General features: G+C 61.4%; 19 protein-coding genes and 1 tRNA gene. 15 read left to right on the top strand and 5 right to left on the bottom strand.

Annotation, left to right across the window (positions count from 1 at the left end):
* Nucleotides 1–21: 21 nt before the first annotated feature.
* Both ACILRC_RS10285 and ACILRC_RS10290 read left to right on the top strand, forming a co-directional pair.
* A complete protein-coding gene (locus tag ACILRC_RS10285) occupies nucleotides 22–489 on the top strand; it encodes a VOC family protein (RefSeq protein WP_395669275.1) in 468 nt (155 codons plus the stop codon).
* A gap of 117 nt (nucleotides 490–606) precedes the next feature.
* Nucleotides 607–2,931: a methyl-accepting chemotaxis protein gene (locus tag ACILRC_RS10290; RefSeq protein ID WP_395669276.1), complete on the top strand. Its 2,325-nt coding sequence runs from the start codon at nucleotides 607–609 to the stop codon at nucleotides 2,929–2,931.
* Between the two features lie 119 nt (nucleotides 2,932–3,050).
* Here the strand turns inward: ACILRC_RS10290 and rsxB are convergent, their stop codons facing one another.
* The 3 genes from rsxB to ACILRC_RS10305 all read right to left on the bottom strand — a co-directional run bounded on the left by rsxB (nucleotide 3,051) and on the right by ACILRC_RS10305 (nucleotide 6,473).
* Nucleotides 3,051–3,752: an electron transport complex subunit RsxB gene (rsxB, locus tag ACILRC_RS10295; RefSeq protein ID WP_395669277.1), complete on the bottom strand. Its 702-nt coding sequence runs from the start codon at nucleotides 3,750–3,752 to the stop codon at nucleotides 3,051–3,053.
* Entirely contained in the window at nucleotides 3,749–5,170 is a 1,422-nt protein-coding gene (locus ACILRC_RS10300) for a polyhydroxyalkanoate depolymerase (protein ID WP_395669278.1), read from the bottom strand. The genes rsxB and ACILRC_RS10300 overlap by 4 nt, the downstream gene beginning before the upstream one ends.
* A gap of 106 nt (nucleotides 5,171–5,276) precedes the next feature.
* Nucleotides 5,277–6,473 carry an amino acid aminotransferase gene (locus ACILRC_RS10305; RefSeq protein ID WP_395669279.1) on the bottom strand — a complete coding sequence of 399 codons (1,197 nt, stop codon included), beginning with the start codon at nucleotides 6,471–6,473 and terminating at the stop codon, nucleotides 5,277–5,279.
* Between the two features lie 175 nt (nucleotides 6,474–6,648).
* Between ACILRC_RS10305 and uvrB the strand changes: the two genes are divergently transcribed.
* The 10 genes from uvrB (at nucleotide 6,649) to ACILRC_RS10355 (ending at nucleotide 15,005) form a co-directional block, all read left to right on the top strand.
* Nucleotides 6,649–8,778, top strand: coding sequence for an excinuclease ABC subunit UvrB (gene uvrB / locus ACILRC_RS10310; protein ID WP_395669280.1), 2,130 nt, complete (start codon nucleotides 6,649–6,651; stop codon nucleotides 8,776–8,778).
* A gap of 111 nt (nucleotides 8,779–8,889) precedes the next feature.
* Nucleotides 8,890–9,426: a Fe-S cluster assembly transcription factor gene (locus ACILRC_RS10315; protein ID WP_395669281.1), complete on the top strand. Its 537-nt coding sequence runs from the start codon at nucleotides 8,890–8,892 to the stop codon at nucleotides 9,424–9,426.
* Nucleotides 9,427–9,485: 59 nt separating this feature from the next.
* Nucleotides 9,486–10,706, top strand: a complete 1,221-nt coding sequence (locus ACILRC_RS10320) for an IscS subfamily cysteine desulfurase (RefSeq protein WP_395669282.1) — start codon at nucleotides 9,486–9,488, stop codon at nucleotides 10,704–10,706.
* A 31-nt stretch (nucleotides 10,707–10,737) separates the two neighbouring features.
* Complete coding sequence (gene iscU, locus ACILRC_RS10325) at nucleotides 10,738–11,124, top strand: Fe-S cluster assembly scaffold IscU (protein WP_395669283.1); 387 nt, start codon at nucleotides 10,738–10,740, stop codon at nucleotides 11,122–11,124.
* A gap of 4 nt (nucleotides 11,125–11,128) precedes the next feature.
* Entirely contained in the window at nucleotides 11,129–11,452 is a 324-nt protein-coding gene (iscA, locus tag ACILRC_RS10330; RefSeq protein WP_395669284.1) for an iron-sulfur cluster assembly protein IscA, read from the top strand.
* Nucleotides 11,449–11,964: a Fe-S protein assembly co-chaperone HscB gene (gene hscB, locus ACILRC_RS10335; protein ID WP_395669285.1), complete on the top strand. Its 516-nt coding sequence runs from the start codon at nucleotides 11,449–11,451 to the stop codon at nucleotides 11,962–11,964. The genes iscA and hscB overlap by 4 nt, the downstream gene beginning before the upstream one ends.
* Nucleotides 11,965–11,972: 8 nt before the next feature.
* Nucleotides 11,973–13,829 (top strand): Fe-S protein assembly chaperone HscA, encoded by a 1,857-nt coding sequence (gene hscA / locus ACILRC_RS10340; protein WP_395669286.1) that lies wholly within the window; start codon nucleotides 11,973–11,975, stop codon nucleotides 13,827–13,829.
* Between the two features lie 18 nt (nucleotides 13,830–13,847).
* The gene (fdx, locus tag ACILRC_RS10345; RefSeq protein WP_395669287.1) at nucleotides 13,848–14,186 is read left to right on the top strand and encodes an ISC system 2Fe-2S type ferredoxin; all 339 of its coding nucleotides are present in this window, start codon (nucleotides 13,848–13,850) and stop codon (nucleotides 14,184–14,186) included.
* Nucleotides 14,187–14,195: 9 nt separating this feature from the next.
* Nucleotides 14,196–14,897: a DNA polymerase III subunit epsilon gene (gene dnaQ, locus ACILRC_RS10350; protein ID WP_395669288.1), complete on the top strand. Its 702-nt coding sequence runs from the start codon at nucleotides 14,196–14,198 to the stop codon at nucleotides 14,895–14,897.
* A gap of 33 nt (nucleotides 14,898–14,930) precedes the next feature.
* Nucleotides 14,931–15,005 (top strand) — tRNA-Val (locus tag ACILRC_RS10355).
* A 55-nt stretch (nucleotides 15,006–15,060) separates the two neighbouring features.
* On the opposite strand, the gene ACILRC_RS10360 is transcribed toward ACILRC_RS10355, so the two are convergent.
* On the bottom strand, nucleotides 15,061–15,900 hold the full coding sequence (locus ACILRC_RS10360) for a shikimate dehydrogenase (RefSeq protein ID WP_395669289.1): 840 nt from the start codon (nucleotides 15,898–15,900) through the stop codon (nucleotides 15,061–15,063).
* Nucleotides 15,901–16,122: 222 nt separating this feature from the next.
* Between ACILRC_RS10360 and ACILRC_RS10365 the strand changes: the two genes are divergently transcribed.
* Together ACILRC_RS10365 and ACILRC_RS10370 are read left to right on the top strand one after the other, a co-directional pair.
* Nucleotides 16,123–18,105: a methyl-accepting chemotaxis protein gene (locus ACILRC_RS10365; protein WP_395669290.1), complete on the top strand. Its 1,983-nt coding sequence runs from the start codon at nucleotides 16,123–16,125 to the stop codon at nucleotides 18,103–18,105.
* A 37-nt stretch (nucleotides 18,106–18,142) separates the two neighbouring features.
* Nucleotides 18,143–19,078 (top strand): diguanylate cyclase domain-containing protein, encoded by a 936-nt coding sequence (locus ACILRC_RS10370; RefSeq protein WP_395669291.1) that lies wholly within the window; start codon nucleotides 18,143–18,145, stop codon nucleotides 19,076–19,078.
* A gap of 48 nt (nucleotides 19,079–19,126) precedes the next feature.
* On the opposite strand, the gene ACILRC_RS10375 is transcribed toward ACILRC_RS10370, so the two are convergent.
* Nucleotides 19,127–20,605 carry an NAD-dependent succinate-semialdehyde dehydrogenase gene (locus tag ACILRC_RS10375; RefSeq protein WP_395669292.1) on the bottom strand — a complete coding sequence of 493 codons (1,479 nt, stop codon included), beginning with the start codon at nucleotides 20,603–20,605 and terminating at the stop codon, nucleotides 19,127–19,129.
* A gap of 249 nt (nucleotides 20,606–20,854) precedes the next feature.
* Between ACILRC_RS10375 and alaS the strand changes: the two genes are divergently transcribed.
* The gene (gene alaS, locus ACILRC_RS10380; RefSeq protein WP_395669293.1) at nucleotides 20,855–23,587 is read left to right on the top strand and encodes an alanine--tRNA ligase; all 2,733 of its coding nucleotides are present in this window, start codon (nucleotides 20,855–20,857) and stop codon (nucleotides 23,585–23,587) included.
* Nucleotides 23,588–23,892: the final 305 nt, after the last annotated feature.

A 23,892-nucleotide genomic window follows, 5' to 3' on the forward strand; every position in this document is an offset into this window, starting at 1 on the left:
CCCACTTGGGAGAACCTAGCAATGCAACGACCTTTCCAAGTGCTGGGACTCCAGCAAATCGCCATCGGCGGAACCGACAAGAGCCGCCTCAAAACCCTGTGGGTGGACTTGCTCGGCTTGCCCATCACCGGCACTTTCAAGAGCGAGCGCGAGAACGTGGACGAAGACATCTGCAGCCTCGGCGTGGGCCCCCACACCGTGGAAGTGGACTTGATGCAGCCCATCGACCCGGAGAAGAAGCCAGCGGTGCACACCACGCCCCTGAATCACGTGGGTCTGTGGATTGATGACCTGCCGGCGGCGGTGCAATGGCTCAGCGCCCAGGGCGTGCGGTTTGCGCCAGGCGGCATCCGCAAGGGCGCGGCGGGCTATGACATTTGCTTTTTACACCCGCGCTCGAGCGCGGAGTTTCCAGTGTCCGGCGAAGGCGTGTTGATCGAGTTGGTGCAGGCGCCACCCGAGGTGGTGGCGGCCCTATCGGGAAGTTAGTCACGCTATTGGCAAGCCCCAAGCGGCTTACCGCGGTGGGGCAGAGGGTTTTGGCGGATATTGGACAAAAAAACGATACAGTCCCCGCACCAAATACTTTCCCCGAGAACGCCCGTTATGAGTCTTCAGGTGCTCGCCCCCGGCATGTGGATCATGCGCAAGATGCGCTTCGGATCCAAACTCAGCATCGTTTTTCTCGTCGCTTTGGTGCCCATGCTGTGGATCGCATGGCAAACGGTCACCCGCACACTGGACGACATTCGCATCACCCGTTCTGAGGTGGCCGGCGTGGAGGTGGTGGAGCACGCGGCCGATGTCATTCGCAGCGTGCAAACGCACCGGGGCCAGACCAACCGCTTGCTCTCTGGCGACACCAGTGTGCAAGCCGCACTCAGCGAGACCCGCAGCACGCTGGCGAAGGCGGTGCAAACCTTAGACCAGTTGGTAGGCGATCCACAGGCACACGTCAACGGTGCGGAGTGGCAAGCGCTGCGAGCGCGCTTGGGTGCGTTGCCCCAGGAATCCGAGGGCAAGCCTGGGCCCCACGCCTTTGGTTTTCACACGGCTCTGGTGGAAGATTTGTCCCGGTTTGTGTATGGTGTTGCCGACCAATCGGGTCTGCTGTACGACCCCGACCCGCAGACCTATTTGTTGATGGACATGTCGGTGTCGCGCCTCATTGCTTTGCAAGAAAAGGCGGGCCGCCTGCGTGGCGCAGGTTCGGGGTACCTCAGCGGCGCAGAACTCAACGAAGTGGCTATCGCCCGCACCCAGTTGCTGGCGGGCGAGTTGCAGGCCTGGAGTCGCGACGTTTTGTATGCGCAGAATGTGCTCGGACGCGTGGGATTCAAAGAAGCCAGTGGCGCCGATGCCTTGGCTGCGGTGGACGCCTTCGTCACCCTGACCCAGCAGCGCTTTCAAGTGGGTGCGGCCACAGGCAACGCCGACACGTATTTCGCTGCCGGTACCCAAGCCATCTCGGCCGTGGCGCAGTACCACGACTTGGTCAACCAGACCATGGTGCGCCTGTTGCTCGAGCGCGAACAGTCACTCAACGTTAGCCTGTATGTGATGCTGGGCGTCAGCGTGCTGGCGATTGCGCTGCTGGTGTACCTGATGCTCTCCTTCAACCTGAGTTTTCTTGCCGATTTGCGCCAGGTGCTGCGCTTTATGGAAGAGACGGCGAGCGGCAACCTGCGCCATAAGGTGCGGATCCGAGGTGCCGACGAGCTGTCTGAAATCTCCCATTCCATGGATGTGATGGTCAACAACATTTCAGTGATGGTGGCCAGCGTGCGCAGTAACTCGGCGCTGGTCGCAGGCTCGGGCGAGGTGCTGGTGATGGGCAACCGCAACCTGTCCGACCGCACCGAGCAGCAAGCGGCCAATCTGGAGCAAACCTCGGCCAGCGTGCAAGAGCTGGCGTCGACGGTGCAGGACAACGCCAATGCGGCCCAAGCTTCGGACCGCGTGGCGCAAGAGGTGCGCAGTGTGGCCGAACAGGGTGCCGCGGGTATGCAAAATGCCATCGAGTCGATCGAAGCCATTGAGGCCAGCACCCGGCGCATGGACGAGATCGTTGGCGTCATTGATGGGTTGGCCTTCCAGACCAACATCCTTGCGCTCAATGCGGCGGTCGAAGCCGCCCGCGCTGGCGAGTCGGGCCGCGGTTTTGCGGTGGTCGCCACCGAGGTGCGCTCGCTGGCGCAACGCTCGGCTGCCTCGGCCAAAGAAATTCGGCAGCTGATCACCACGTCATCCACCCAGGTTGCGGCCGGTGTGCAGCAGATCCGCGAATCCGCCAAGAACATCACCGAGATCGCCAAGGGCGTGCGCGGTGTGGCGGAAAACATGTCACACATTTCAGCCTCCACCGCAGAGCAGAGTGCCAGCCTTTCTGAAATCACCACGGCCATCCGCCAACTCGACCAGATCACGCAGCAAAACGCGTCCATGGTGGAGCAGGCGGTCAGCCAGGCCACCGCCTTGCAAGACCGGGCGAGCGTGTTGGCCGATGCGGTGGCGGTATTCAAGCTGCAGCAGGGTTCAGCCGACGAGGCCCGCGCGCTGGTCGATAGCGCGATGGAACTGCGCCGCGCCACCGGTTCCCGTGATGCCTTCATCCGTGAAGTGACCGCCCAGCATTCCGGCTTGTTTGACCGCGACATGTATGTGTTTGTGCTCGACCGCCAGGGGCAGTATTTGGCCTTTGCAGGGAACCAAGCTAAGGTGGGCACCCGCGTGCAGGATGTTGCGGGTATCGACGGCAATGCGCTCATTGCATCCATCGTCCACCAGGCCGAAGCCAGTCCCGGTTGGGTGGAGTATGAAATCGCCAACCCGCTAACTGGGCGGGTGCAAACCAAGATGTCTTACGTGGTCAAGGTCGACGATGTCTACCTGGGATGCGGCGTTTATAAGAGCTTGATGCAAGCCCTCTGATCGCGGGGCTTTTGGCGCGCTCCGCCAAAGCGGTCTAGCTACAGCGGCCCCATCCCACCGAGCTCGTTACAACGTATTGGTTGCACCGCCCTCGTAGCTTAGGCGCTGCCTGGGGAGCATCAGGGTGCTGGCTTTGGCGCGGTGAATGGCGCCTGCTGGCGCTGTCGCGCTTTTGCCAATGCCGCCTCAATCACCGCCCGTTTTTTGTCCAGCACCGCTGGGTCAGTGAGCTGTGAGTGCTCTACTAAGTTGCTCAGCTTGCGCTCTGCCTTGGCTTGTTGGGCCTGAGCGTGTGACTCGGTTTCACGCTGGACGCGTTCGGTGTGCATTTGGTAGCGTGCGCGAGCCTGACCGGCCAGAGCAGGGCTCCACGCATCCCAACCGGTGCGTTCGTTCGAAACCGTCTCGGTGCCGATGCAATCGACTGGGCACACCGGCAAGCACAGGCCGCAACCGGTGCAGTAGGGCTCCAGCACCGTGTGCATACGCTTGTTGCTGCCCACAATGGCATCCGTCGGACAGGCCTTGATGCACAGGGTGCAACCGATACACCAGGCTTCATCGATCACGGCCACCCAGCGTGGTGCCTCAGTTCCAAACTCCGGGTTCAGCGGCAATACAGCGTCACCGGTGATGGCCGCCAGCCGGGCGATGCCCTGGGTCCCTCCTGGTGGACACTGGTTGATGGGCGCCTCACCGGCAGCTACAGCCTGCGCATAGCCCGCGCAGTCAGGGTATCCGCAGCGAGTGCACTGGGTCTGGGGCAGGGCATCTAGCAGTCGTTGCGCCAGCGAGGGCGCAGCCTGCGCAGCGGGGTTCACTTCACGGTTCGGCTGCGCGAGCGGGCGGGGGCCGAAGGCGCTGCGGCGGTGGGGGCTGGGCTGCGCTTGGCCGGCGCGGCGCGCTTTCGGGTTGTCGTGGTCACCACGGTTGCTGCTTTGGCCTTGGTGGGCTGCACTGCAGCATCGGCAGTAGCAGGGTGGTGGCCTTGGATAAAGGAGCGCACTTGCGGGTACACCATCTCGCGCCAACGTCGGCCCGAGAAGATGCCGTAGTGGCCAGCGCCCTTGGCTTCGTAGTGTGTTTGCAATGACTTGGGCACACCGGTGCAGATGTCGTGCACTGCTCGGGTTTGGCCTGAGCCGGAAATGTCGTCCAACTCGCCCTCGATGGACAGGAGCGCGGTGGTGCGGATGTCAGCGGGCTTGACCCGCTCGAGCGTGCCTTTGGGGTTGCGCACATCCCAGGTGCCATTGACCAAAGCAAAGTCTTGGAACACCACACGAATGGTTTCCAAGTAGTAGTCGGCGTCCATGTCCAGCACCGCGTTGTACTCGTCATAAAACTTGCGGTGGGCCTCGGCGCTGGTGTCATCGCCCTTCATCAGGTCTTCGAAGTAGTCGTAGTGGCTTTTGGCGTGGTGGTCAGGGTTCATGGCCACAAAGCCGGCATGCTGCAAGAAACCAGGGTACACCCGCCGACCCGCGCCCGGGAAGTTGGTGGGCACACGGTAGATCACGTTGTTTTCGAACCAGCTGTAACTCTTGGTCATGGCCAAGTTGTTGACTGCTGTGGGTGATTTGCGCGCGTCAATGGGGCCGCCCATCATCGTCATGGTCAAGGGAGTTGTCTCGCCGCGGCTGGCCATCAGCGATACCGCTGCCAGCACCGGCACGGTGGGCTGACAAACGCTCACCACATGGCAGTTGCCGTAACGGCTTTGCACATGGCGGATGAACTCCTGCACGTAATTGACGTAATCGTCCAAATGGAACTCGCCCTCCGACAGCGGCACCAAGCGTGCGTTCTTCCAGTCGGTGATGTAGACCTTGTGGTCTTGGAGCATCTGCTTGACCGTGTCCCGCAATAGGGTGGCGTAGTGTCCCGACAGGGGCGCCACGATCAGCACCGCTGGCTGGTCCTTGATGCGGTTCAAGGTCTCGGGGTTGTCGCTAAAGCGCTTGAAGCGGCGCAATTCACAAAATGGTTTGTTGATTTCAATGCGCTCATGCACAGCGACTTCCGCGCCGTCGACCTCGATGGTGCGCAAACCAAACTCGGGCTTGACGTAGTCCTTGCCCAGGCGGTGCATCAGGTCGTAGCTGGCCGAAATACGTTGCGAAAGCGGACTCTGGCCCCACAAAGACAGCGGGTTGGCATACACCTTGGCTGCCGACTGTGCCAAGTCGGAAAACGGCTCTAGCAGAGCGCGCTGGGTTTCGTAGATTTGGTACAGCATGGGGGGCTCTTTTCAAAGATTGTTGCAGTGCAATATAACAGCATTCCCACATTCAAAATAGAGTGGTTCCCCACTTGCGCGGCAACCAAATTGAGACCAATTTGGCTCAAACCACTTTGGCAATGGATTGGCACACGTAGGCAATGTTCTTGCTGTTGAGCGCGGCAACGCACATGCGCCCTGTGTCGGTGCCGTACACACCGAACTCAGTGCGAAGCCGCACCATCTGGTCCTTGGTCAGTCCCGAGTAACTGAACATGCCAATTTGGGCAGTGATAAAGCCCATGTCTTGCTTGACGCCTGCGGCACGCAGGCCGTCGACCAGCGCATGGCGCATGGCCTTGATGCGTTGGCGCATCTCGCCCAGCTCTTGCTCCCATTGGGCACGCAGCGCCGGGTCGTTGAGCACCGCTGCCACCACCGCACCACCATGGATGGGCGGGTTGGAATAGTTGGTGCGGATGGCGATCTTGAGTTGCGACAGCACCCGACTGGCTTCTTCCTTGTCTTGGCACAGCACCGACAACGCTCCCACGCGCTCACCGTACAGGCTAAAGCTCTTGGAAAACGAGGTGGACACAAAAAAGCGAAGGCCTGCAGCGACAAACTTGCCAATCACCGCGCCGTCTTCGGCGATACCGTGGCCGAAGCCTTGGTAGGCCATGTCCAGAAATGGAGTGAGCGACCGGGCCTGAACCACGGCAATCACTTGGTCCCACTGGGCCGGCGTGATGTCGTAGCCGGTGGGGTTGTGGCAGCAGGCGTGCAGCACCACGATGGTGCCGGCGTCGGCGGCTTGCAAGCCGGCGAGCATGCCCGCGAAATCGATGCCTCGGCTGTCTGCGTGGTAGTAGGCGTAACTGCCCACCTCGAAACCTGCGTTGGTAAACAGCGCGCGGTGGTTTTCCCAGCTGGGGTCAGAGATCAATACCTTGGCGTTGGGACTGACTTTCTTCAAAAAGTCCGCGCCAATCTTCAATCCGCCGGTCCCGCCAATGGCCTGCACCGTGGCCACGCGGCCGGATAGGACCGGCTCCGACTGGGCACCGAACACCAGGCCCTTGACGGCAGCGTCGTAGGCGGCGATGCCGTCGATGGGCAGGTAGCCGCGTGCGGTGGGTGTGGCCATCATGGCCCGCTCGGCGGCCTGCACACACTGGAGCAGGGGCAGCTTGCCGTTGTCGTCGAAGTACACGCCCACGCCGAGGTTCACTTTGTTGGGGTTGGTGTCGGCGGCGAACTGCTCGTTGATACCCAAGATCGGGTCACGCGGGGCGAGTTCGACAGCGGAGAAAAGAGACATGGACGCTTCCTGGGAAAAAGTGCAGAACAACAGTCAAATGCGTGTTGGGCGAGGGGGCATTTTAGCGGCCCAACTGCGGCCTAAATCAGTCCCGATGGTCTCGCAGCAAGCCAAACAGGCATGGGCGCGCAGGCTGGACTACAGTTGCTGTTTTGCCACCGGATGCCACTGCCGTATGACCACCCCCCCACCCTTGGCACTTGCCGAAGCAGACGACGCTGTCGCCCCCCGCACTGGCGAATTTGTACGCTTTCCTGACTCTCCGTTTGAGCTGTACCAGCCCTACCCGCCCGCAGGGGACCAGCCTGAGGCGATTCGCCAGCTGGTGGAAGGCGTCAACGACGGCGAGGTGTTCCAGACCTTGCTGGGCGTGACTGGCTCGGGCAAGACGTTCACCATGGCCAATGTGATTGCCCGCCTGGGGCGCCCGGCGATTGTGTTTGCCCCCAACAAGACGCTGGCGGCGCAGTTGTACAGCGAGTTTCGCGAGTTCTTTCCAAAGAACGCGGTGGAGTACTTCGTAAGCTACTACGACTACTACCAGCCCGAGGCTTACGTGCCCCAGCGCGACCTGTTTATCGAAAAGGACTCGGCCATCAACGAGCACATCGAGCAAATGCGCCTGTCGTGCACCAAAAGTGTTTTGGAGCGGCGCGACGTGGTCATCGTGGCCACGGTGTCGGCCATTTACGGTATTGGCCAGCCCGAGGCCTACCACAAGATGATCATGACGCTGCGGGTGGGTGACACACTGGGCCAGCGCGACATGATCTCGCAATTGGTGCGCATGCAGTACCAGCGCAACGACATGGATTTCTCACGCGGCACCTTCCGCGTGCGCGGTGACACCATAGACATTTTTCCGGCCGAGCACAGCGAGATGGCGATTCGGGTCGAGCTGTTTGACGAGGAGATCGAGTCACTCCAGTTGTTTGACCCACTGACCGGTCGCATTCGCCAAAAGATTCCGCGTTTCACGGTCTACCCCAGCAGCCATTACGTGACCCCGCGCGAGCAAGTGCTGATGGCGGTGGAGACCATCAAACAAGAGCTGGCCGATCGCCTCAAGGAGCTGCTTGGCCTGGGCAAGCTGGTCGAAGCGCAGCGTCTGGAGCAACGCACCCGCTTTGACTTGGAAATGCTCTCCGAGGTGGGCCACTGCAAAGGCATTGAGAACTACTCGCGCCACTTGAGTGGCGGCGCCCCTGGCGATCCTCCTGCCACCCTGACAGACTACCTGCCCAAAGACGCGCTGATGTTTCTGGACGAAAGCCACGTGCTCATAGGGCAGTTTGGCGGTATGTACAACGGCGACCGCTCGCGCAAGACCACCTTGGTCGAGTACGGCTTTCGGCTGCCCAGCGCGCTGGACAACCGGCCACTGAAGTTTGAAGAGTTTGAGACCAAGATGCGCCAGGTGGTGTTCGTTTCCGCCACGCCAGCCCATTGGGAAAAAGACCACGCGGGCCAGGTGGTGGAGCAGTTGGTGCGCCCCACCGGTTTGGTGGATCCGGAGATCGAGGTGCGACCGGCCACCACCCAGGTGGACGATGTGCTGCAGGAAATCCGCATCCGCGTCGAGAAAAACGAGCGGGTGCTTATCACTACGCTGACCAAGCGCATGGCCGAGCAGCTGACCGACTACCTGACCGACAACGGTGTGAAGGTGCGGTACTTGCACAGCGACGTGGACACGGTGGAGCGCGTGGAGATACTGCGCGACTTGCGCCTGGGAGCCTTCGATGTGCTGGTGGGGATCAACCTGCTGCGCGAGGGCCTGGACATTCCCGAGGTGTCGCTGGTGGCGATTCTGGATGCCGACAAAGAGGGCTTTCTGCGATCTGAGCGCTCGCTGATCCAGACCATAGGCCGTGCCGCTCGGAACTTAGAAGGCCGGGCGATTCTGTATGCCGACAAGATCACCGATTCGATGGAGCGCGCCATCGGCGAAACCGAGCGGCGCCGCAAGAAGCAAATCGCCCACAACCTAGAGCGCGGCATCACGCCGCGTGCCATTGTCAAAAAGGTGCGCGACCTGATCGACGGCGTCTACAGCGAGAAGGCCGGCAAGGAAGCCGAGCGGCTGGAGCGCGACGCCCAGCAGCGTGCCCAGGTGGAAGAAATGAGCGAGAAAGATGTCTCCCGTGAGATCAAGCGCCTGGAAAAGTTAATGATGGAACATGCCCGCAACCTGGAATTCGAGAAGGCGGCGCGGGTGCGCGACCAGCTAAAGATCTTGAAGGAGCAGACCTTCGGCGCGCCGGGCTCCGACAACCTGGTGGCCATCCTCCCGGCGGGGCAATGACCCTTTGGTGACTGGTCAGTCTAGGTACCCGATCAAAATACTCGGGCTAGTGGTATAGTTGACCGAGTTAGTCAACCAAACGGTTCCAAGTCGGAATCCAAGGAGTGTTCCATGCGTCTCACCACCAAAGGCCGTTTTGCGGTCACCGCCATGATCGATCTGGGGCTGCGCCAAGGGGGCGGACCGGTCACGTTGGCGGCAATCAGCCAACGCCAGCAAATTTCCTTGTCTTATCTAGAGCAGTTGTTTGGGAAGCTGCGTCGCCATGAGTTGGTGGAGTCCACCCGGGGCCCGGGCGGTGGCTATACCTTGGCGCGCAAGGCATCCGACATCACGGTGGCCGACATCATTGTGTCGGTCGACGAGCCCATCGACGCCACTCAGTGCGGCGGTAAGGAAAACTGCCTGGGTGAGGGCACCCGCTGCATGACACATGATTTGTGGGCATCCCTTAACGTTCGTATGGTGGAGTTTCTCGACTCAGTCAGCCTGCAAAAGCTGGTGGACGACCAGCTCGCCAAAGGCCTGGATGTGCAAGACACGCCCAGAGTAAAGCGCGCCATCGCCCCCATGCCGGTGTCCCATCCCATCCGCGTCAATGCCCCCAATTCGGTGTTCGCATTGGGTAACTCTTTTTCCGAGGGCTGACACAGCGCACAGCGCGAGCAGCGACCCAACGAACCCAACCGAGCCAATCCCACATTCTTATGGACACCACCCCGCATTTCCCCATCTACATGGACTACAGCGCTACCAACCCGTGCGACGAGCGGGTGGTGGACGCCATGGTGCCTTGGTTGCGAAACCATTTTGGAAACCCCGCCTCGCGCAGCCACGCATGGGGCTGGGAGGCGGAGGCAGCAGTAGAAAAGGCGCGTGAACAAGTGGCCGCCTTGATCGGCGCCGACCCGCGCGAGATTGTCTGGACCTCGGGTGCGACCGAGTCGAACAACCTGGCGCTCAAAGGTGCAGCGCACTTTTACAAGACGCGCGGCAAACACATCATCACCGTCAAAACCGAGCACAAAGCGGTGCTCGACACCTGCCGCGAGCTGGAGCGCCAAGGCTTTGAGGTGACCTACCTGGACGTGCAGAGCGACGGTTTGGTGAACCTAGACGCGTTCAAAGCGGCGATTCGACCGGACACCATCCTTGCGAGCGTGATGTTGGTGAACAACGAGATCGGAGTCATTCAAGACGTCGCCGCCCTGGGTGCGGTGTGCCGGGAAAAGGGCATCGTGTTTCACACGGACGCGGCGCAGGCCACCGGGCGCGTGGACATTGACCTGAGTACCTTGCCGGTCGATTTGATGAGCCTGACTTCGCACAAAACCTACGGCCCCAAGGGCATCGGTGCCTTGTATGTGCGGCGCAAGCCGCGCATCCGGCTCGAAGCTCAGATGCACGGTGGGGGCCACGAGCGCGGCATGCGCAGCGGCACTTTGCCGACCCACCAGATCGTTGGCATGGGCGAGGCTTACCGCATCGCCAAAGAAGAAATGGGCGCCGAGAACCTGCGCATCAGTGCCTTGCACAACCGCATGCTGGCGGGGCTCAAAGACATCGAGCAGGTGTTCATCAATGGCCACACGGAACAGCGGGTGCCGCACAACCTCAACATGAGCTTCAACTACGTGGAGGGCGAGTCTCTCATCATGGGTATCAAAGGTTTGGCGGTGAGCAGCGGCTCGGCCTGCACCTCGGCCAGCCTAGAGCCCAGCTACGTATTGCGCGCCTTGGGCCGCAGCGACGAGTTGGCGCATAGCAGCCTGCGCATGACGATTGGGCGCTGGACCACCGAGGCCGAGATTGACTACGCCATCGAGACCATCAAAAAGAACGTTGCCAAGCTGCGCGACCTGAGCCCCTTGTGGGATATGTACAAAGACGGCATCGATATCAGCACTATTCAATGGGCTGCGCACTGATTTCCCTGTATTGATCGAAGAGGTAAACCCAATGGCTTATTCAGAAAAAGTGGTGGACCACTATGAAAACCCCCGTAACGTCGGATCCTTTGACAAGGGTGATGCGTCGGTAGGAACCGGCATGGTCGGCGCGCCCGCGTGCGGTGATGTGATGAAGCTGCAGATCAAGGTCAACCCGCAAACTGGGGTGATCGAAGACGCGCGATTCAAAACCTACGGCTGCGGCTCCGCGATTGCGTCGAGCTCGCTGGTGACCGAGTGGGTCAAGGGCAAAACGCTGGACGAGGCCGCCGCGCTCAAGAACAGCCAAATCGCCGAAGAGCTTGCATTACCTCCGGTGAAGATCCACTGCTCCATCCTGGCCGAAGACGCCATCAAGGCCGCTGTGGACGATTACAAGAAGAAGCACCTGAACTAACGCCATGTCCGTCACCCTTACAGAGGCCGCCGCGCGCCACGTCACCCGCTACCTTTCCAAACGCGGCAAGGGACTCGGTGTGCGGCTGGGCGTCAAAACCACTGGTTGCTCCGGCTTGGCTTACACGCTGGAGTACGTCGACGAGCCCGCGCCAGAGGACCTCACCTTTGAGGGCCATGGTGTGAAAGTGTTGGTCGATCCCAAAAGCCTGGCCTACATCGACGGCACCCAGCTCGACTTTGTGCGCGAGGGTTTGAACGAAGGGTTTCGCTTCAACAACCCCAACGAGCGTGACAAGTGCGGCTGCGGTGAGTCGTTTCGGGTGTGAACCTGCAGGCGGATGACTTTGCACTGTTTGGCGTGCCCAGGCAGTTCGCGCAAGACCGCGCCGACCTGGATGCGCGCTGGAAGGCTCTGCAACGAGAGGCCCATCCCGACAAGTTCGTAGCCCACGGGGCGTCCGCCCAGCGCCTGGCGATGCAATGGTCGGTGCGTATCAATGAGGCCTACCAGCGGCTCAAAGACCCGCTCAAGCGCGCCGCTTATTTGTGCGAGTTGGCCGGAGCGCCCATCCAAGCCCACAGCAACACGGCCATGCCTGCCGATTTTTTGGTGCAGCAGATGGAGTGGCGTGAGGCACTCGACGAAGCGATTGAAGCCACTACCCTGCATCAACTGGCCGACGCGGTCCAGGCCAGCAAAGCGCGGCTACTGCAACAATGTGCAGCTTTGCTTGACGGGTCGCACGATTTCGCGGCGGCGGTGGCGCCGGTGCGCGCGCTGATGTTCATAGAAAAATTCGCGTTGGACTTAAGCCAGCGCATCGACCAGTTGGAATAAAGCTCACCATGGCGCTCTTGCAGATATCCGAACCCGGGCAGTCGCCCAACCCACACGAGCGGCGCATTGCAGTCGGCATTGATTTGGGCACCACCCACTCTTTGGTAGCTGCGGTGCGCAACGGCAGTGCCGAGTGTTTGCCGGACGCGCAGGGTCGCGTTATTGTTCCAAGCGTGGTGCGCTACCTGGACACGCAACGCAGACAAATTGGCCACGACGCATTGGCACACCAGATCGACGACCCGGGCAACACGGTCAGCTCAGTCAAGCGCCTGATGGGGCGCGGCTTGCGTGATGTGGTCGGCACCAGCGCGCTGCCGTATGCGCTGGTGGACGCGCCGGGCATGGTCAAGATTCGCACCATCGCGGGCGAAAAAAGCCCGGTAGAAGTCAGCGCCGAGATTCTGGCTACGCTGCGCTACCGCGCCGAAGACACCTTTAGCGACGACATTTTTGGCGCAGTGATCACCGTCCCGGCTTACTTCGATGACGCCCAACGCCAAGCCACCAAGGACGCCGCCCAGCTCGCCGGCCTCAACGTGTTGCGCCTGCTCAACGAGCCCACCGCCGCAGCGATTGCCTATGGATTGGACAATGCATCGGAAGGGGTTTTTGCGGTGTACGACCTGGGCGGCGGCACCTTCGACATCTCCATCTTGCGGCTCACTGCCGGTGTGTTTGAGGTGCTGGCCACCGGCGGTGATTCGGCCTTAGGTGGCGACGACTACGACCGCGCCTTGGGGCAATGGCTGTTGCAGGAATCGGGTCTGGCCATCGATGCCCCCGAAGACCAAGCCCGACTGATGGCGCATGCGCGGGAGTGCAAGGAGGCGTTAACAGATCAGGATATCGTGACTGCAGAGGTGGAACTTTCGGTGGGCTCCATCGATTTGGCGCTCAATCGCGACCAGTTCGAAGCGGTCACTGCGTCCTTGACCCAACGCACAGTGCAGGCGGCGCGCAAGGCGCTGCGCGATGCGTCGCTGGCGGTGGGCGACATCGATGGCGTGGTGCTGGTGGGCGGAGCCACCCGCATGCCGCAAGTTCGGCGGGCGGTGGCCGATTTTTTCGGCCAGGCGCCGCTTACCAACCTCAACCCGGACGAGGTAGTTGCGCTGGGAGCGGCCGTCCAGGCCAACCAGTTGGCGGGCAACAACCCCTCGGGCGATTTGCTGCTGCTCGACGTGATTCCGTTATCACTGGGCGTGGAGACCATGGGCGGCTTGGTGGAGCGCATCGTGCCGCGCAACCAAACCATTCCTACCGCCATGGCGCAGGACTTCACCACCTTCAAGGACGGGCAGACGGCACTGGCGCTGCATGTGGTCCAAGGTGAGCGCGATTTGGTGGCCGATTGCCGCAGCCTGGCGCGTTTTGAGCTGCGCGGTATTCCACCCATGGTGGCCGGGGCCGCCCGGATCCGGGTTACCTTCACAGTGGATGCCGACGGTTTGCTCAACGTCGCGGCGCGCGAGCTGACCAGCGGAGTAGAGGCGCGGATCGACGTCAAGCCCTCGTACGGCCTAAGTGAAGACCAGATCGCGCAGATGCTGCAAGACAGCTTTGGCACCGCCGAGCACGATATGCGTGCCCGCGCCTTGGCCGAGGCCCGTTTGGACGCTGAGCGATTGCTGCTGGCCACACGCACCGCATTGGCTGCCGATGCTGATCTGCTGACGCTCCAAGAGCGCAATCAGATCGATGCGGCAATGCAAGCGCTGCATGGGGTCCAGCACAGCGATGACCCCGCCGAGATCGAGCGACAGTCCAAAGCCCTGGCTGATGCCACCGAAGCATTCGCCGCCGCCCGCATGAACCGGGGCATTGCGCAAGCGCTGTCTGGCAAACACATTGCCGCTCTTTGAAAAAAACCACTTCACACCATGCCCACCATCAAAATTCTTCCGCATGCCGAGTACTGTCCCCAAGGCAGGGATGTGTTGGTACCGGTGGGAACCTCCATTTGCGAGGCCCTGCTGGACAACGGAATTGCCATCGAACATGCCTGCGACATGAGCTGCGCTTGTACTACTTGCCACGTCATCGTGCGCGAAGGCATAGGCTCGCTCAACGCGCCCGACGAGACCGAAGAGGATTTGCTCGACCGCGCCTGGGGCTTAGAACCCAATTCGCGTTTAAGTTGCCAGGCTATCGTGGCCCAGAAAGACCTGGTAGTGGAGATACCGAAATACTCCATCAATCACGCCAGAGAAAACCACTGAGGTCGCGCCATGCGCCAGATTTTTCTAGACACGGAAACCACCGGTCTTTTTGCTGAGCAGGGCGATCGGGTCATAGAGATTGGCTGCGTGGAGTTACTTAACCGTAAGTACACCGGCAACAATTTTCATGTGTACATCAATCCCGAACGCGACAGCCACGAAGACGCTTTGCGGGTGCATGGCATCACCACGGAGTTTTTGCGCGACAAGCCTAAGTTCAGCGCAGTAGCCGACGATTTTCTGGCGTACATCCGGGGGGCGCACATTGTCATTCACAACGCCAGCTTTGACACAGCATTCCTCGACGCCGAGTTGGGACGTTTGGGGCATAGGCCATTGGCCACGCATGTGCGTGGTGTGCTCGACACCCTGGCGCTAGCCAAGGAGATGTTTCCTGGCAAACGTAACAGCTTGGACGCGCTGTGCTCCCGCCTTGGGGTGGACAACTCGGGCCGCACTCTGCATGGTGCCTTGCTCGACGCCGAACTGCTGGCCGATGTTTACATCCATCTCACCCGCGGACAGGACGCGCTGCTGATGGACAGCGACGGCCCGGCCTCGCAAGGCCTTGCGCGACCGGAGGTTGATTTGCGCAGCTTCAATCTGCCGGTGGTTGCTGCCAACGCGCAAGAGTTGGCGGCCCATCTCGAGGTCTTAGCGCAGATCGACAAGTCGAGCGGCGGCAAAACCCAATGGCCGAAAACAGCCTGATTTGCTTGTATACTGCGAGGCTTCGCTCGGTTGGGGCGGTTAGCTCAGGGGTAGAGCACTGCATTCACACTGCAGGGGTCGCAAGTTCGAAACTTGCACTGCCCACCAACACATTCCATTGAAAAGCACCTGTCGGTTTCGCCAGGTGCTTTTTTTCTTGACGTTACAGCGTGGCCTCCACCAAAGCACGCAACTCCGCACTTACCTCGGGCATCACCCCAAACCACGATTGGAACGCTGGCCGTGCTTGGTGCAGCAGCATCCCTAAGCCGTTGACGGCAGGGTTGCCGCGCTGGCGCGCTGCGGCCAGCAGTGGCGTCTCCAAGGGCACGTAAATCGCGTCCGAGACCAGCGCGCGCAAGGGCAGTTGCTGCAAATCCAGGTCCAGGGGTTCGGTGCCGTGCATGCCTTGGCTGGTGGTGTTGACCAAAAGCGCTGCATCGGCCAGCGCGGCATGGCGTTGGTCCCAGGGCAGTGCGTGCACCGGCGCGCCAAACTCGTGCGCCAGTGCCAGGGCCTTGTCAGGTGAGCGGTTGAGCAGGCGGATCTCTTTGGCACCCCGGTCCGCCAGCGCCAGCACCACCGCGCGTGACGCGCCACCCGCACCGAGCACCACGACCGGTCCTGCGTCGGCCCGCCAATCGGGCTGGGCCTCCAATAGGCTCTGGATGTAGCCAAACCCATCGTGGTTGTAGCCCTTGAGCGAGCCGTCAGGCTGCACCACCACGGTGTTGATTGCGCCTACGCGCCGGGCGTTGGCATCGACGTCGTGTACCCAGCGCATCGCTTCAACTTTGTGGGGGATGGTGATGTTGCAACCGTGAAAGCCCAAGGCCGCCAAGCCTGACAGTGCAGCCTCAAGCCGTGTGGGGGCGACCGCCAACGGCAGGTAGGCACCAGACAGGCCGTGCACATCCAGCCAATGGTTCTGGATGATGGGTGAGCGGGAGTGCGCAATGGGCCAGCCCATGACGCCGGCGAGGCGGTAGTTGGAGGAGTTCATAGGCGGCATTTTGGCTGAGCCAAAAGCTCGACTTGTGCCACGCACGTGCTCAAGGCCAGCCAGACGCTCATCTACTTTGCGCGCAGTTACGCACGGTATGTGCAACCGCACGCCCTCGCAAAAATCAAAAAATGAACAATCCGGGTTACGATTCACCCTATGTTTTCGTTGCCCTGCCGAGGCAAGTAAACAGTGTGATCACGATGAATAAATGAGGTCCTTATGTCGTCCAAGAGTGATTTGAGCACCGAGTTGCGGGCCTTTCTGGCGCCCACGGACAGCGAGGAACCGGGTGGAGGTCCCGTCAGTAAGCACGGCGTGCGGGGCCCCGGAATTCGCTTGATGCGCAATTTGCGTTTTGCTGCCAAGGCGTTGCTGATTTGCGCCTTGTTTTTGGTGCCCATAGCGTGGTTGTCCCGCGCGTACTACAGCAACATGTCCACGCAGATTGGGTTTTCTGCGAAAGAGCGTGTGGGTGTGGAGTACAACCGCGCGATATTTCCTTTGATTAAGACCGCCCAGGAATGGCGCAACGCCGAGGCTTCCGGCAGCGCCAGCACGGTGCAGCAAATTCAGGCACGTTGGCAGTCAGAGCATGACAAGCTATTGGCCACAGATGCGCAGCTGGGCAATGAGTTAGACACCAAAAAGGCGATCGCTGGTGTGATTGCGGCACACGGCGGCGTGGCCCAGCCTGGGGGCACAGCGTCTTACACAGACGCTTTGGTCATGCTCTTGGGCCAGGCTACCGACGCGTCCAATTTGACGCTGGACCCGGACATCGACTCCTACTATCTGATGGATGCGGCGTACTTCCGTATCCCCGACCTGACCGAAAGCACGTCTCGGTTGGGCAACCTGGGGCGTGCCGCTTTCCAAGCTGGCACGCTGGACGCGGCGAATTTGCGCAGCTTGGTGCAAAGCCTGACCCTGGCACAGTTTCAGCTCAAAAACATGCACGACGGCCTGGCCAAGGCGGTGGCGTACAACGACAGTTTGCGCACCCCACTCGATGCCAAGCCGACTTTCGATGCAACCCAAGAGTTTTTTGACTACGCGCGCGATCATCTGATTGAGAAGCAGGACTTTTCCCCGACAGCGCTGGCCCGCTTTGGTCAGCTTGCAGAGCAGGCACAAGGGCTGCAGCACGGTCTTTTGGTGCGTCTGGTCGATTCGCTGGATACGCTCTTGGTGACGCGAATCGATGGCATGGTGGGCAGCCGCATCACGACCACGGTGGTGCTGGCCGTGGGCCTGGTGCTGGCCTTGTACCTCTTTTACTGTTTCTTTTTGGTCACGCGCGGCGGCTTGCTGCTCATTAGCAAGCACCTCGACAAAATGGCCGAAGGCGACCTGCGCCAGCGTCCGCGAAAACCTTGGGGCAGTGACGAACCCGCCGATGTGATCCACGATTTGCGCAAGGCCTACGACGCGCTGCACATCCTCATCCGCAAGGTTCGCCACTCGGCCCGCGCTTTGCACGAGGCGTCTGGCGAGATTGCCGCCGCCAGCGCCGACTTGGGCGCGCGCACCGAGTCGTCAGCCGCTGCGTTAGAGCAGCAGTCCTCCAGCATGGAAGAAATCAATGCCATGGCCAGCGCCACCGCCGAGCGCGCCTCCATGGCCGCCACCTTTGCGGTGGACAACGCCCACGTGGCCGAGCGCGGTGGAGCCGTGTTCTCCGAAGTGGTGAGCACCATGCGCGACATCCACACCTCGTCTGCCAAGATCAACGACATCATCACCGTGATCGATGGCATCGCCTTCCAAACCAACATCCTGGCGCTCAACGCGGCGGTGGAAGCAGCCCGTGCCGGCGAGACCGGCCGTGGCTTTGCGGTGGTGGCCAGCGAAGTGCGCATGCTGGCCCAGCGCAGCGCAGGCGCTGCCAAGGAAATCAAATCACTGATCTCAGCCAGCGTTGAGCGGGTGGAGAGCGGTACCCGTGTGATCGAGGCGGCTGGCCAGACCATGACCGAGGTGGTCACCAATGCCCGCCAGATCAACGCATTCCTCAGCGATATTGCGGTGGCTGCCAAGGACCAGGCCAATGCGGTGTCCGAGGTGGGCCGGTCCATTTTGGAACTCGACCAAAACACCCAGCAAAACGCTGCGTTGGTCGAGCAAACCAGCGCTGCAGCGGGCGCCCTCAACGGGCAGGCCGATGTGCTCCAAAGCGAGATCGCCAATTTCCAGGTGAAGTGATTCACTGCGCGCCTGCGCAACTCCGTTTCTCAAACCCATGAAGATTCTTTTGGTGGAGGACGCGCGTTCGGTCGTCAAGGTGATGACCGCGCGCCTGCTGAGCTACGGCCACGAGGTCGTGAATGCGCAAAACGGCTTGGAGGCGGTAACGATGTTTGCCGACATGCAGGCCGACTTGATCCTGATGGACATCGAAATGCCGGTGATGAACGGCTTCGTCGCCGTCAACAAGATCCGCGAGATTGAAGCCACGCAGCACTGGGCCTGGACGCCCATCATCTTCTTGACCTCTTCGGACACGGTGGACAACCTCATCACCGCCATCGAGGCCGGTGGAGATGACTTCATGTCCAAGTACGTGCCCGAGTCGGTGTTGGAGGCCAAGATGAAGGCCATGAGCCGCATCGCCAACCTGCGCCAGCGCCTTACGCAGGCCCACGCCCAGCTGCAAAAAATTGCTGACCACGATGGACTCACTGGGCTGCCCAATCGCCGCCGACTAGACCAACATGCCGACGCTGCCTGGCGCGCAGCTGCGCAAGCAGGCACGCCGTTTGCCGTGCTCATGCTCGACCTCGACAACTTCAAAAACTACAACGACCACTACGGCCACCAAGCGGGTGATGACTGTTTGAAACGTGTGGCCCAGGCTATCGAGGCCACTATCCAGCACAGCAACGCACGGGGCCTGACGGTGCAGGCATTTGCCGCCCGCTACGGTGGCGAAGAGTTTGCGGTGCTGGTTCCATCGGCCAAGCAAGAGCGCTGCCAGCAACTGGCCCAAGCGATCGTCAGTGCGGTGTCGGCGCTCGGCATTGCCCACGAAAAAAACAACGCCTGGGGCGTCACCACGGTGTCGATCGGCGGCCATTGGCTTCAGGCGGCCCAAGGCGACTTGCAGCAAGTGTTTCGGCAGGCCGATGCCAAGCTCTACCAGGCCAAGCAGCAGGGGCGCAACCGGGCACAGTTCTAGGCTTGGCCCGGTTTCCCACGCCCGGTGTTTGGTAGCTTGTGCGCTGCCTTAGCGCAGGATGTCACCCAGGCAGAAGTACTTCACCTCCACATAGTCGTCCATGCCAAAGTGCGAGCCCTCGCGGCCCAAGCCGGATTGCTTGACGCCGCCAAAGGGCACGTGCTCGGTGGCCAAAATGCCCACGTTGATGCCCACCATGCCGTACTCCAGCGCCTCGGCCACGCGGTAGATGCGCCCAACGTCGCGGCTGTAAAAGTAGCTGGCCAAGCCAAACTCGGTCGCATTGGCCGCATCGATAGCCTCTTGCTCGGTGGTGAACTTGAAGACGGGCGCGAACGGGCCAAAGGTCTCCTCCTTGGCGCACAGCATGTCAGCGCTGGCACCGCTGATGACCGTGGGTTCAAAGAACTGGCCTGTTAGCGCATTGCCGCCAGTTTCTACCTTGCCGCCCTTGGCGAGCGCGTCGGCCACATGGCGCTTCACCTTGGCCACAGCAGCGTTTTCGATCAACGGACCTTGTGTCACGCCGTCTTCAAAACCATTGCCGACCTTCATGGTTTTGACGCGCGCTGAGAACTTGGCCACGAACGCGTCGTAAACGCCCGCCTGCACATAAAAGCGGTTGGCACACACGCAGGTTTGCCCGGCGTTGCGGTACTTGCTGGCCAGCGCGCCCTCGACCGCCGAGTCGATATCGGCGTCGTCAAACACGATGAAGGGCGCGTTGCCGCCGAGTTCGAGCGAAAGTTTTTTGACCGTGGGTGCGCTCTGCGCCATCAGGATGCGGCCCACTTCGGTGGAGCCGGTAAAGCTCAGGTGGCGCACCACATCGCTGGCGCAGATGACCTTGCCCACGGCAATCGAGTTGTCGCTATCGGCCGTCACCATATTGAGCACGCCCGCTGGGATGCCCGCACGCAGCGCCAGCTCGGCAGCAGCCAGTGCGGTCAGCGGCGTGAGTTCGGCGGGTTTGATGATGACGGTGCAACCTGCAGCCAGCGCGGGCGCCACCTTGCGGGTGATCATGGCCAGCGGGAAGTTCCAAGGCGTAATCGCCGCACACACGCCAATAGGCTGCTTGATGACCATCAGGCGGCGGTTGTTGTCAAACTGCGGCAGCGTCTCGCCGTTGACGCGCTTGGCCTCTTCGGCGAACCACTCGACAAAGCTCGCGCCGTAGGCCACTTCGCCCTTGGCTTCGGCAAATGGTTTGCCTTGCTCGGCAGTCATGATGCGTCCCAGGTCGTCCTGGTTGGCCATCAGCAGGTCGAACCACTTGCGCAAAATGATGCTGCGCTCCTTTGCCGTTTTGCTGCGCCACGCGGGCCAAGCCGCATTGGCGGCGGCAATGGCCTGTTCTGCATCTATGGGGCCCAGGTTGGCCACGTCGGCCAGCAGTTTCCCGGTGGCAGGGTCGTGCACCGCAAAACGGCTGGCGCCCGCCACCCATTGGCCGTTGATCAAGGCGTCGGTTTTGAGCAGGCTGGGGTCTTTGAGTAGTGAAAGCGGGGCGGTTTTCATGTCCATGGTGTGGGTTCCTGGTGAAGTGCTTGCCCGCAGTTATAGGGGCCAAAGGCGCAAGCGTAACGACTTTTTGAAGCGTACATCGCGCCACCTGGCCCCCTTCGCGTGGTGCCACTTGGAGCGACACGCAGTCTGGGTGCAGGCGCTGGGCGCGCGCCCTTATCTGGGCGCTCATTGAATCGGATTCGCAAGAAACGATAATCACCGGCTGACCGCCCCCGGCGCCCCCTAGACCCGCACCCTAGCCAAGACATGACCCAGACCGCACTTCCCGGCACCATGAGTGTTGCCGACATCCGCAAGACTTTTCTTGACTTCTTCGCCTCCAAGGGCCACACCGTGGTCGCGTCCAGCCCCTTGGTGCCGGGCAACGACCCGACGTTGATGTTCACCAACTCGGGCATGGTGCAGTTCAAGGACGTGTTTTTGGGCACCGACAAGCGTTCGTATGTGCGCGCCGCCTCCGTCCAGGCCTGCCTGCGCGCCGGTGGCAAGCACAACGACCTGGAGAACGTGGGCTACACCGCGCGCCACCACACGTTTTTCGAAATGCTGGGCAACTGGAGTTTCGGCGACTACTTCAAGCGCGAGTCGCTCACCTGGGCTTGGGAGCTGCTCACCCAGGTCTACAAGCTGCCCGCCGAGCGGCTTTGGGCTACCGTTTACATTGACGACGACGAGGCGTACGACATCTGGACGAAAGAGATCGGCCTGCCCCCCGAGCGCGTGGTGCGCATTGGCGACAACAAGGGCGCCAAGTACGCCTCCGACAACTTCTGGATGATGGCCGACACCGGCCCCTGCGGCCCGTGCTCCGAGATCTTTTACGACCACGGCCCCGAAGTGGCCGGTGGCCCGCCCGGCAGCCCAGAGCAAGACGGCGACCGCTACATCGAGATCTGGAACAACGTGTTCATGCAGTTCGACATGCAAAGCGACGGCTCGGTCAAACCGTTGCCCGCACCCTGCGTGGACACCGGCATGGGGCTGGAGCGCTTGGCGGCCATCTTGCAGCATGTGCACAGCAACTACGAGATTGACCTGTTTGACCAGCTCATCTTGGCTGCATCGCGCGAGACCGGCGAAAAAGACCTCGGTAACAAGAGCTTGCGCGTGATCGCCGACCATATCCGTGCCACCGCGTTCTTGGTGAGCGACGGCGTCATCCCCAGCAACGAGGGCCGCGGCTATGTCCAACGCCGCATCGTGCGCCGCGCCATCCGCCACGGCTACAAGCTCGGCAAGAAGACGCCTTTCTTCCATAAGCTGGTGGCCGACCTGGTGCGCCTGATGGGCGAGGCCTACCCCAAACTGCGCGCCGACGAGCAGCGCATCACCGAGGTGCTGCGGGTGGAGGAGGAGCGGTTTTTTGAGACGCTGGCGACGGGGATGGAAATACTTGAGCTGGCTTTGAGTCCAGAGGCAAAGGCCGGTGCAGGTTTGGGAGACGGAAGCGGGTTTGGCAAGGGTATGGGCGCGGGCGCTGGACGTGGGGATGGCTCCGGCGGCGAGGACGAATTGTTCCACCTGCCCGGTGACGTGGCTTTCAAGTTGCACGACACCTACGGCTTCCCCTTGGACCTGACCCAAGATGTGTGCCGCGAAAACGGCGTTGAAGTGGACGAGGCGGGATTCAAGGCCGCCATGGAAGCGCAAAAAGCCAAAGGCCGCGCGGCAGGAAAATTCAAGATGGACCGCGCTTTGGAATACACCGGCGCGGGCAACACTTTTGTGGGCTACGAGCACCTGACGCAGACCACCACCGTGCTGGCGCTTTACGCAGGCGGCGCTTCGGTGCAGTCGCTGTCGGCGGGGCAGGACGGCATCGTGGTGCTGGCAAGCACGCCGTTTTATGCCGAGAGCGGCGGCCAGGTGGGCGATGCAGGAGCAGTGTTTTGCGACACCGGTTTGTTTGAGGTCGCAGACACCCAGAAGATCAAGGCCGATGTGTTCGGCCACCACGGCACGCTCAAGTCCGGCAGCCTGCAAGTGGGCGACGCGGTAACCGCGCATGTGGACGCCACTGTGCGCGCTGCCACCGTGCGCAACCACTCGGCCACCCACCTCATGCACAAGGCGCTGCGCAGCGTGCTGGGCGACCATGTGCAGCAGAAAGGCAGCCTGGTGGATGCAGACAAAACCCGTTTTGACTTCACCCACAACGCACCCGTCACCGACGCGCAAATCCGCGAGATCGAGGCCCTGGTGAATGCAGAGATTTTGGCCAATGCGCCCACCCACGCACGCCTGATGCCCATCGAAGACGCCAAGCAAACCGGCGCCATGATGCTGTTTGGCGAGAAGTACGGCGACATCGTGCGCGTGCTCGACATTGGCAGCACCACCGAGTTGTGCGGCGGCACCCATGTGGCGCGCACCGGCGACATTGGCTTTTTCAGCATCACCGCCGAGGGCGGCGTGGCTGCGGGCGTGCGCCGGGTGGAGGCGGTGACTGGCATGGCGGCGCTGCACTATGTGCAAGGCATGGAGGCCACCTTGGGTGGCGTGGCCGGAACCTTGCGGGTGACCTCGGGCGAGGTGCCCGCGCGGGTGGAGGCCATGCTGGCCCAGGTGCGCGACTTGGAGAAAGAACTCGCCGCCGTCAAAGGCAAATTGGCCTCGGCCCAAGGCGACGAACTCTCCGGTCAGGCGGTGGTGGTGGCCGGAGTGCAGGTGCTGGCCGCGCGGCTGGAAGGTGCCGACGCGAAAACCCTGCGCGACACCTTGGACAAACTCAAAGACAAGCTCAAAACTGCGGTCATCGTGCTGGGCACAGTGGACGGCGACAAGGTGCAGATCGCAGCAGGCGTCACCGCGGACACGCTAGGCAAGGTCAAGGCGGGTGAACTGGTCAACTATGTGGCCAGCCAGGTCGGCGGCAAAGGCGGCGGCAAAGCCGACATGGCCATGGCCGGCGGCACCCAGCCGGCCCAGCTGGGTGCTGCACTGGCGAGTGTGCAGGCTTGGGTGGCTGGCAGGCTCTGATCAACTGCGGCGGGCACGCGTTGACCCGTCAAGCGTCAGACTGAGAGCACTGTGCTGATTCACTTCTGGATGAGTTCGCGGCGCTTCATCAGGGCACTGCGGTTCGGTTTGGAATCAGACCAATGGAAGTGGAGGCTTGGCGCCGCTGGTACCGATCTAGACCCGAGGACGCTTCTACTTGGGGTTCGCTACTGGCTTACATCCTTTCTCATCGGCTGACGTTCTAAGTCGCGTCGCAAACTTGGTTTCCCAGCGTACAGATGCTGGGTGGTTTTGCTGTTTCACTCTTAGGGCCAACATCGGTG

Origin of the sequence: Rhodoferax sp., assembly GCF_044236835.1 — a bacterium.
Taxonomy (GTDB): domain Bacteria; phylum Pseudomonadota; class Gammaproteobacteria; order Burkholderiales; family Burkholderiaceae_C; genus Allorhodoferax.